Source organism: Absiella sp. AM09-50 (assembly GCF_003433845.1).
Taxonomy (GTDB): Bacteria; Bacillota_I; Bacilli_A; order Erysipelotrichales; family Erysipelotrichaceae; genus Hoskinsella; species Hoskinsella hominis.
The window spans coordinates 26444-36119 of the sequence record NZ_QVFI01000032.1 but is presented as its reverse complement, the minus strand read 5'-3'; the positions used below and the strand labels follow the sequence as shown (position 1 = coordinate 36119).

Sequence of the window (9676 nt, the reverse complement as noted above, 5' to 3'; positions counted from 1 at the left end):
AGCACGTTGCCAGGTCTGTTTGCCTCACATTTGTGAGGCTTTTTTTTATTTTCATAAATCTTGAAAATATATGAAAGTTCTTGATATGCGTGCTATGAATTGTGGTATAATGTTTGAGATTGACATACTCAATCCAATAAAGATAAAGAAAGGTTGATAAAATGGCTTATACATTTACAACAAATATAACAAAAGACGAACATGATGCATTTGTTACAGTACATGAATACTGTAATTTACTTCAATCTGCCAGCTGGGCAAAAGTAAAAGACAACTGGAAATCATTGCTTGCAGGTGTGCGTGATGGAAATAATAAACTGGTTGCTTCATCTTTGGTTTTAATTAAACCTTTGCCACTTGGATTTACAATGTATTATCTGCCAAAAGGACCGGTTATGGATTTTCATAAACAGGAAATTATTAATACATATTTTGAAGGATTAAAAAAATATAGTAAGAAAGATCATTGTATCTTTATTAAGGTTGATCCAGGCATTCATGTAAATGATTATAAATCAAGTGAATACAACACCAATCGTTATGAAGATACTGAAGAATATATCAATCATATGAAGCAAGTTGGAGGAAAACATTTAGGCTTTACGATGCATATCGCGGATACTATACAGCCACGTTTTCAATCCAATGTGTATAAGTGTGATGATTTTGAAGAAAGTCTTCCTCGTCATACAAAACGTTTGATGAAAGATGCACTAAAACGCAATGTTGAAGTTGAAATGGGAGGCATAGAATTTGCAGAAGAGTTTGCCCGTCTGGTAGAATTAACAGAGGAACGTAAAGGTGTTCATTTGCGTAACCTTGAATATTTCAAAAAACTGTGTGAAGCCTATCCAACAGACGCAAAGATTTTCCTTGCAAGTGTAGATTTAGAAGCACTATACCATGAATATATTAAAAAACATGAAGATATTGAGAAGGAAATAGAAGAATGTCCTGAAAATGCGAAAAAGAAATTGCGCCGTTTACAGGATATGGAACGTTCTTTGGAAAAAGATGTAAAAGAGTTTAAAGAAATATTCGATGAAATGGATCAAGTAAAGGGAACCATACATATTGCAGGTGTTTTAAGTATTCGTTATGGACATACTTGTGAAATGCTATATGCAGGTATGGATCAACGTTTTAAGAAATTTATGCCTCAATACTATATTTATGTAAAAAACATGAAGTGGGCATTTGAAAATGGCTGTGGTACTTGTAATATGGGTGGTGTAGAAGGTTCTTTGGATGATGGTTTAACGAAATTCAAAGATAACTTTAATCCAATGATCAATGAATTTATTGGAGAATTTGATATTCCGGTGAATAAACTTGTATATCCATTCTTTAATTTTGTATATAAACGTTTGAAAGAACGTAATCGTTAAAAACAGGAGGTGTTTGTATGAAAGAAATCGTTGTACATTCCTTAGATGAAACAGCAGCATTAGGCGAAAAGCTGGGAGCATTATTATTTCCTGGATCATTAATCACCTTAACGGGGGATTTGGGTGCTGGAAAAACTACACTAACAAAGTCAATTGGTAAAGCAATTGGTGTTAAAAAAGTAATTAATTCCCCAACTTTTACGATTTTAAAGACATATAATGGAACGATGCCCTTATACCACATTGATGCATATCGTTTAGAAGGTATTTCTCAAGACTTAGGGTTTGAGGAAGTATTTGATGCAGATGGTGTATGTGTTGTGGAATGGCCTGGTTTCATAGAAGAACAGTTGCCTAAACAACGATTGGAAATCGAAATCCATCGTAGTGGAGAAGAAGAAAGAACATTTATGTTTAAGGCAGTCGGTGAAGCATATGAAAAGATTGTGAGGGAATTATAATGAAAACCTTATGTATGGATAGTGCACATCGCCATTTGGTGATTGTGCTGTTAGAAGATGGTGAAGTAAAAGCTGGAAAAGCTTTGTCTTGCTGGAAGCAGCAAAGTGAAACTTTATTTCCGGAATTAATTGCCTGTATGGACAGCGTTGGCTGGAAAGCTGATGATTTGGATGAAGTCATGATTACAGATGGGCCAGGTAGCTATACTGGGGTACGTATTGCGATGGCAGTCGCAAAGGTTTTATGTACGAGAAAACATATCCCGTTATATTGTATATCAACCTTGCAATTATATGCAGGAGTAAATGATCATGTATTCGTTATGCTGGATGCGAGAAGTTCTCGTGCATATGCTGGTAGTTTAAATCATGGAGTGTTTGACAAAGAAGAATGTATCATGAACCTGGATGAAATTAAAGCCTACTTAAAAGAACATCCAGATTTAAAAGTAATTGGGGATACTTCTTTGATCGATATGGAAACAACAGATATTGATTTTATTGAAAATTTTAAACTTTTGCGTCCTTACGCAAGAAAAGTGGAAAACATTCATATCTTAACACCACGTTATTTAAAAGACCAGAGTGCCTATATGGTAAAATAGTATGCTGGAAGCATTAAAAAAAGAAGATCTTGATGAAATCGTTGCAATTGATGCTATTTGTTTTCCTGCGCCATGGAGTAAGGAACAATATTTATATGAATTAGAAGAAAATGATTATGCCTTTATCTATGTGTTAAAAGAAGAAGGCAAAATTATTGGATTCATTGATTATTGGGTTACTTTTGATATTGCACAATTAGCGAAAATCGCTGTCTTACCGCAATATCGTGGCAAGCATCTAGCACATCTTTTAATGGATCAAATGATAGAAGATGTGGAAAGAATGCATTGTGAAACATTGTCACTAGAGGTTCGTGTCAGCAATATTGCGGCACAACGATTATATGAATCATACGATTTTATCAATGTAAATACGAGAAAAGGGTATTATCATGATAATGGGGAAGATGCCTATGTTTTGGTAAAGGCCTTGAAAGGAAGCTGTTTATGAAAGATACGTATATTCTTGCGATTGAATCCAGTTGTGATGAAACGGCAGTCGCAATCATAAAAAACGGAAAAGAAGTATTGGCAAACGTCGTCGCTACACAAATTGATGTACATAAAGATTTCGGTGGTGTCATTCCTGAAGTTGCAAGCCGTATCCATGTGGAAAATATTTCTATGGTCATTGAAGAAGCTTTGAAACAGGCAAATATGGAAGTAGAAGATATGGATGGTATTGCTGTGACACAGGGACCTGGTCTGGTGGGCAGCCTGCATGTAGGTGTACAAGCCGCTAAAACGCTGGCATGGGCTTTTAATAAACCTTTGATTCCTGTGCATCATATTGCTGGACATATCTACGCAAATCGTTTGATTGCGGATTTAAAATTTCCATTGCTAGCCCTTGTAGTATCTGGTGGACATACAGAATTAGTCTATATGAAAGATGAATGGAGCTTTGAGATTCTTGGTACGACCCAGGATGATGCGATTGGTGAAGCTGGAGATAAGGTTGGCCGTGTTCTTGGACTTCCATATCCTGGCGGTGTTTATGTGGATAAACTTGCGAAAGAAGGAAAGCCTGTTTATCAATTAGCAAAACCTAAGACCGAAAATGAACTTGATTTTTCATTTAGTGGTTTAAAGAGCAGTGTGTTACAGTTTATTGATCGATGCAAACGTAAAGGAGAAAGCTTTGTACCTGCAGACCTTGCGGCATCTTATCAGGAAACGGCTTTTGAGGCATTATTGCTGCGGGCAAGAAAAGCAATTGAACAATATCATCCAAAGCAGATGGTACTGGCTGGTGGTGTTGCGGCGAACTCTTGTCTGCGTGAAAAAGTCAGTGTGGATTTAACAAATCAATATCCGGATGTTGAGTTTATTATTCCACCACTTTCTTGTTGTACCGATAATGCGGCAATGATTGGTGTTGCCGGTACGGTGGCATACCTGCATGGCGAGCGTGGAGATTTTGATTTAACCGCAAATCCGGGAATGGAATTAGAGCGTTAAATTTTCAGACAGCAGCATTTGCTGTCTTTTTGTTAGCGTATAAGAATTTATGATATGGTTATTATAAAATATGTGAATGTTTTGCATGTTAAACTTATTAATTTATTCACAAATAGAAAAATTCGTGGTATACTAACTCATAGGTGATATACATGAGTGAAAAGAACGTACCAAAGGCAACGCTGCAACGATATCCTGTATATTTGAAGGCGCTGCGAAAATTACAAAGTTCCGGTGTGGAACGTATCATGTCTAAAGAGTTGGCGAGTGTTGTGAATATTGAGCCAACTACCATTCGTCGTGATTTCTCTTTCCTTGGCAATCTTGGAAAACAGGGCTATGGGTATGATGTCAACCGGCTGATTGAAATTTTTAATCAGGAACTAGGTATGGATTTTGATGAAAAGATCATACTGGTAGGTGCAGGCAACATGGGACGTGCATTGATGAAGTATAATAAATGGGATTATGTCGTTGGTGAAATTTCCTGTGCATTTGATATCAATCCAGATCGTCAGGGTGTTCGTTTTGGTATTCCTGTTTATGATATCAGTGAGCTGGAGCAACGGGTTCCTGATGGCTGTCGTATCGCTATTCTTGCGATCAGTGATAATATTCAACAGACCGTTGATCGTTTGATTGCCTGTGGCATCATTGGACTAATTGACTTTACACATGAACATATTCAGATTCCAAAGGGCGTTATATTAAAGAGTATTGATGTTGTAACGTCTATTCAGGAGCTGGTTTTTGAAACAAACAAACTAAATATCGGACATTTGTAAAAAAAGCTTGTAAAATGGAGGATACTTGTGGTATCATCTAAACAAGAGTTGAAATACAAGGAAACAGGACGAAATAAGATTGTTTCGAAAAAAGCGATTCTGCGGTTGGTGAAAGGCAGAACGAAAGGCTTATGGAGAACACCTGTGGAGTAGAATCGGAGAACTAAAGTAGACGATTTCGTCAGGCATACGTTACATGCTAAAAAGATGCTTTATGCTATGCATGAAGAATCAGGATGGCACCGCGCTAAAACAAGCGTTCCTGTGATGGGAACGTTTTTTTTATGATAAAAAGGAGGAAATAACATGTTTGAATTTATGACTATTCGCGAACTATATGAAATCGTATTAAGTGGATCTCATGTAGAACTAGACTCAATGGAATATGTACAGTTACAGGGATGGATCAGAACAAATCGCTGCAGTGGGAAATTAGGCTTCATTGAATTAAATGATGGTACGTATTTCCGCAATGCTCAGTTAGTGTATACACAAGATTTAAAAAACTTTAAAGAAGTGGAGAAATATCCTACAGGTGCAGCTTTAACTGTTACTGGTAAATTTGTGTTGACACCAGAAGGAAAACAACCATTTGAAATTCAGGTCACTGAAGTTATATTAGAAGGTGATTGTGATCGTGACTATCCTTTACAGAAGAAACGTCACAGCTTTGAATATATGCGTGAAATTGCACATCTTCGTCCTCGTGCAAACACATTCTATGCAGTATTTCGTTTGCGTTCTGTATTATCTATGGCTATTCATGAATTTTTCCAGAACCAAGGATTTGTGTATGTGCACACACCAGTAATTACTGGAAATGATGCAGAGGGAGCTGGTGAAACATTCACTGTTACAACACGTGAAGATACAAACTATGAAGAAGATTTCTTTGGAAAGCATGCTTCTTTAACTGTTTCTGGACAGCTGCATGTGGAAGCATTCGCTATGGCATTCCGTGATGTTTATACCTTTGGCCCTACTTTCCGTGCAGAAAACTCTAATACGACACGTCATGCTTCTGAATTCTGGATGATTGAACCTGAAATCGCATTTGCGGATTTAGATGATGATATGAATCTGATTGAAGATATGATTAAATATTGTATCCAGTATGTATTAGATAATGCACCTGAAGAAATGAAATTCTTTGAAAAGATGATTGATAAAGAATGTATTGATCGTATCACAAAGGTTATGAACAGCGAATTTAAACGCATGACATATACAGAAGCTATCGAAGAATTGAAGAAAGCTGATGTAAAATTTGAAAACAACAAAATCGAATGGGGCATGGATCTTCAGAGTGAACATGAACGTTACTTATGCGAAAAAGTTGTAAACGGTCCTGTATTCTTGATTGATTATCCTAAAGATATCAAAGCATTCTATATGCGTATGAATGAAGATGGTAAAACAGTGGCTGCTTGTGACTTGTTAGTACCAGGTGTAGGAGAACTTGTTGGTGGAAGCCAGAGAGAAGAACGCTATGATGTATTAGCTGAACGTATGAAAGAAATGGGTATGGAAAGTGATTCTTTACAATGGTACATGGATTTACGTCGCTTTGGTGGATGTAAACATGCAGGATTTGGTCTTGGCTTTGATCGTATGTTGATGTATCTGACTGGTATTTCAAACATTCGTGATGTTGAACCATTCCCACGTACACCAAGAAATTTATTATATTAAAAGAAAAACTGCTGGAAATTCAGCAGTTCTTTTATATTTGCCTGATAATCTGGTTCACTAGTTGACAACAAATGGTGCTTCTTTGTGCGCTCATTACAGGACTTTCTAATAAACCCTTTGAGATACATTCATTTATATGGAGAACTTCATATTTCATTTCATAGCGGCATGGATAGATGATACGCTTGATATGATCTTGCTGGATGATACGATATTCTCGTGCTCTCCAATATAAAGGAACTTCAATATAGCCATTTGTGAAATAAAAAATGGCTTGTTTTTTTGTGTCGCCTTTCATGGAAATCGTGCTGTTGATGAGTACATCATCCATAATCATAGAAATACTTACACGATTGCATGTGCCATTTTCTTCTTTCGTGCCTAATGCACTTACATGAATCGTATTTGGCTCTATCAAATAATCCAGCAATTCAATGGTATAATTGGCACTTCCATATACGACACCACCCTGCATTGGATCATGCATCCATGTGGCAGTTGGATTAGGAAAACTGGAAGATAAGGATACTTGATGTAAATCGCCCAGCTGTTTTGTTTTAATGATATGATAGATATCCTGCATCACAGGCAGAAACAAGCTTTTTTGTGCTTCCATCAGGAAACATCCTTGTTTTCTGGCGTAATAGAACAGATCTTTTCCATCTTCTGGATCTAAAGCAATAGGTTTTTCACATATAACATGTTTTTTATAGGATAAAGCTTTTTTGATTTCTTTTACATGATTCGCATTGTTATTGGAAATATATACGATATCCACATCAGGGTCCAGATATATTTCTTCATAAGATCCATATGCTTTTGGTATTGCATATTGTTTCGCTTTTTCTTGTGCTTTTATCAAACTTCGTGATGCGATTGCTTCAATGATATCCCCGTTTTCTAATATGCCATGGAGAAAACGATCTGTGATGCTGGCACAGGATATCAAACCATAGTGTAATTGCATAATCATCACCTCTTGGCTTTATTATAACGCAAGGAGAACCATGCGTATAGGAGGATTTTTGTAATATTTCCTGGGAAAATTACTGAAAGTCTTTCAAAATTGTGATATTTTATGAAAATGATTGTGAACTCGACTATTTTCCTCTATAATATAACCTGGTGATTAATGTGAAAGAATATATATTAAAAGAAAAAGAAGACGGCACAAAGATAACAGTACGCCAGCTTCAATTAGTACTGTTACAGATGCTGAAGGATATAGATGAAGTATGTCAAAAAAATGATATTCCTTATTGGATGACAGGAGGAAGTGCTCTTGGCGCCGTTCGTCATAAAGGATTTATTCCATGGGATGATGATGCGGATATTGGTATGATGAGAGAAGATTATGAACGCTTCCTGAAAGTTGTGGATCAGCTTGGAGATAAATATGTAATCCAAAGTTTTGAATCACACAAGGAATATAACGTATTGATTCCGCCTATGAAGATTCGTTTGAAAGGTACATATTGTAGAGAAGCAAATTTCCTTTTGAAAAATAAATGTAAAGACAGTGATGGAATTTTTATTGATGTCTTTATTATTGATCACGTAAGTGAAAATCAGACAAAGGATGTTTTCTGGAGATGTCGCAATGGGTTGTTAATGGTATTGATTGCCTTTTTTGAAAACCTGCATATCAATCCTTATCTGTTGAAAAAACGTTTTGTACGCAATGCGAAGAAATATGGAGAAATCAATAAAAACAGTCCAATGGTTGGTTATGATCTGACATGGACCTTTAATTCTTTTTTCCATCCGGTAACTTATCCATATGACAGTATTTTTCCTGTTCAGTATGTGGAATTTGAAGATACAAAACTGCCCATTCCAAAGAATGCGGACTATATGTTGAATGCAGAGGTTGGCGCAAATTATATGAGTTTTCCACCAGAGAAAGCACAAGCACCAAAGCATATCAAAGATATTGAATTATAAAGGAGGACGAAACGATGGCATATGCACCAAGACAAAGAAAATACCGTATAAAATTAAAAATACTGATTCCACTGTTATTGCTGATTGCTCTTGTGATTTATGCCGGTGTTTCTGTCTTTTTAGTAAAAGAAGAAAAAAAGACCTCTTTTACGGTATGTGGTTTTACACCGGAGAAAACGGTATCTGTTTTAAATAAAAAAAGTGCTGAAATCATGAGTGTATCGGATTATCTATATTATGGAGAATCCTTAAATCTTTTTGATCAAAGCTATTCTCCACTTCATAAAGATACGATGGCTAGTAAATCTGTGGTTCTGCATAATGTATGTGATGATAGTGAAGTGACAATGTCCATGGGGAATACAGTGGATCAGAAAATTGTCTTACAAAACATCAAAGATGGATTTTATGAAGTCAATGTGATTGATAATATGATAAAAAAACGTGTTGTATTTGCCAATCCTGTGGAAAGCAATACCTTTACTACCGCAAAACGAAATGGCAAGGTACAAAATGTCAGTATTATCGCAGATAAGGATCTTTTAAAAGACCAGAATATCACAATGGATCAAAACTATATGTTTTTAAATATCACCAGTAAAGAAGCAAATGATGATCAAATCGATGTATTGATAGATCCTTATGGAATGAATGTCGATGTACAAAATGTTCCAGATAAAGGAAATGAAGCCAATGGTCTGGTGGAAAATGATGAAATGTATGATGCGGCAGTAATTATGAAAAAAGAACTTGAAAGTTATGGTCTGCGTGTAGAAATCACAAAGGATAGTAAAGATCAGGTCATTGAAACATATGGGGAGGATGGTCGTCTTTCAAAAGGATATAAGAAACAGGCAAAATATTATCTTTTCCTGCGGTTCAATGCAAATCCATCAAGTGAAGCCAATGGTATGGAAATTTGGCATTCATCCTATAGCAGCGCTACACTTGCCCGTAATATGATGTATTATATGGAAAAAGACAAGGTAGTGAAAGCTGGCTCCTTGTATTATACCAATCCTAGCTGGCCTGGAATTGTCACAACAAGCCTGACCCAAGGACGTTTGGATAATGAAACGATTTATGATTTAAACCTGCAGTTAAGGGAAAGTGGAGGTCGTGCTACACTTGCTGGTCGATATTCACAAACGAGTGCAGAAGCCAACAAGAGCTTTAAAGATGCCAATGGCATGCAGGGTGTAGAGCTTGATTTTGCGTATATCACAAATGAGGAAGATGCCGCAAACTGGAAGAAAAATAAAGAGAAAATAGTAAAATCATGTGCAAAAGCATTTGCATTAAGTATTAATGTGCTAGAAGGATAAAATTAATAAAGAGAT

General features: G+C 36.2%; 10 protein-coding genes. 9 read left to right on the top strand and 1 reads right to left on the bottom strand.

Features of this window, described 5'->3' with window-relative positions; translation table 11 throughout:
* Window positions 1-161: 161 nt before the first annotated feature.
* From DW114_RS18645 to asnS, 7 genes are all read left to right on the top strand, one after another.
* A complete protein-coding gene (locus DW114_RS18645; RefSeq protein ID WP_117455509.1) occupies window positions 162-1388 on the top strand; it encodes a peptidoglycan bridge formation glycyltransferase FemA/FemB family protein in 1227 nt (408 codons plus the stop codon).
* 17 nt (window positions 1389-1405) lie between these two features.
* Entirely contained in the window at window positions 1406-1849 is a 444-nt protein-coding gene (gene tsaE / locus DW114_RS18640; protein WP_117455507.1) for a tRNA (adenosine(37)-N6)-threonylcarbamoyltransferase complex ATPase subunit type 1 TsaE, read from the top strand.
* The gene (gene tsaB / locus DW114_RS18635) at window positions 1849-2454 is read left to right on the top strand and encodes a tRNA (adenosine(37)-N6)-threonylcarbamoyltransferase complex dimerization subunit type 1 TsaB (RefSeq protein WP_117455505.1); all 606 of its coding nucleotides are present in this window, start codon (window positions 1849-1851) and stop codon (window positions 2452-2454) included. Before tsaE ends, tsaB begins: the two co-directional genes overlap by 1 nt.
* A 1-nt stretch (window position 2455) precedes the next feature.
* A complete protein-coding gene (gene rimI, locus DW114_RS18630; protein WP_117455503.1) occupies window positions 2456-2905 on the top strand; it encodes a ribosomal protein S18-alanine N-acetyltransferase in 450 nt (149 codons plus the stop codon).
* The gene (tsaD, locus tag DW114_RS18625) at window positions 2902-3915 is read left to right on the top strand and encodes a tRNA (adenosine(37)-N6)-threonylcarbamoyltransferase complex transferase subunit TsaD (RefSeq protein WP_117455501.1); all 1014 of its coding nucleotides are present in this window, start codon (window positions 2902-2904) and stop codon (window positions 3913-3915) included. The genes rimI and tsaD overlap by 4 nt, the downstream gene beginning before the upstream one ends.
* Window positions 3916-4067: 152 nt before the next feature.
* Window positions 4068-4700, top strand: a complete 633-nt coding sequence (locus DW114_RS18620; RefSeq protein WP_117455499.1) for a redox-sensing transcriptional repressor Rex — start codon at window positions 4068-4070, stop codon at window positions 4698-4700.
* A gap of 306 nt (window positions 4701-5006) precedes the next feature.
* Window positions 5007-6392 (top strand): asparagine--tRNA ligase, encoded by a 1386-nt coding sequence (gene asnS / locus DW114_RS18615; protein ID WP_117455497.1) that lies wholly within the window; start codon window positions 5007-5009, stop codon window positions 6390-6392.
* A 31-nt stretch (window positions 6393-6423) separates the two neighbouring features.
* Here asnS and DW114_RS18610 read toward each other — a convergent pair whose 3' ends face one another.
* On the bottom strand, window positions 6424-7359 hold the full coding sequence (locus DW114_RS18610) for a Gfo/Idh/MocA family protein (RefSeq protein ID WP_117455495.1): 936 nt from the start codon (window positions 7357-7359) through the stop codon (window positions 6424-6426).
* A gap of 167 nt (window positions 7360-7526) precedes the next feature.
* On the opposite strand from DW114_RS18610, the gene DW114_RS18605 reads away from it, so the two are divergent.
* Together DW114_RS18605 and DW114_RS18600 are read left to right on the top strand one after the other, a co-directional pair.
* Window positions 7527-8336: a LicD family protein gene (locus tag DW114_RS18605; RefSeq protein ID WP_117455493.1), complete on the top strand. Its 810-nt coding sequence runs from the start codon at window positions 7527-7529 to the stop codon at window positions 8334-8336.
* A 14-nt stretch (window positions 8337-8350) separates the two neighbouring features.
* Window positions 8351-9661, top strand: a complete 1311-nt coding sequence (locus DW114_RS18600) for an N-acetylmuramoyl-L-alanine amidase (protein ID WP_117455491.1) — start codon at window positions 8351-8353, stop codon at window positions 9659-9661.
* Window positions 9662-9676 lie beyond the last annotated feature (15 nt).

Bases quoted from the DNA above. Each gene is read 5' to 3' on its own strand.
- DW114_RS18645 (WP_117455509.1), top strand. From the start codon at position 162: ATGGCTTATACATTTACAACAAATATAACAAAAGACGAACATGATGCA.
- tsaE (WP_117455507.1), top strand. From the start codon at position 1,406: ATGAAAGAAATCGTTGTACATTCCTTAGATGAAACAGCAGCATTAGGC.
- tsaB (WP_117455505.1), top strand. From the start codon at position 1,849: ATGAAAACCTTATGTATGGATAGTGCACATCGCCATTTGGTGATTGTG.
- rimI (WP_117455503.1), top strand. From the start codon at position 2,456: ATGCTGGAAGCATTAAAAAAAGAAGATCTTGATGAAATCGTTGCAATT.
- tsaD (WP_117455501.1), top strand. From the start codon at position 2,902: ATGAAAGATACGTATATTCTTGCGATTGAATCCAGTTGTGATGAAACG.
- DW114_RS18620 (WP_117455499.1), top strand. From the start codon at position 4,068: ATGAGTGAAAAGAACGTACCAAAGGCAACGCTGCAACGATATCCTGTA.
- asnS (WP_117455497.1), top strand. From the start codon at position 5,007: ATGTTTGAATTTATGACTATTCGCGAACTATATGAAATCGTATTAAGT.
- DW114_RS18610 (WP_117455495.1), bottom strand. From the start codon at position 7,359: ATGCAATTACACTATGGTTTGATATCCTGTGCCAGCATCACAGATCGT.
- DW114_RS18600 (WP_117455491.1), top strand. From the start codon at position 8,351: ATGGCATATGCACCAAGACAAAGAAAATACCGTATAAAATTAAAAATA.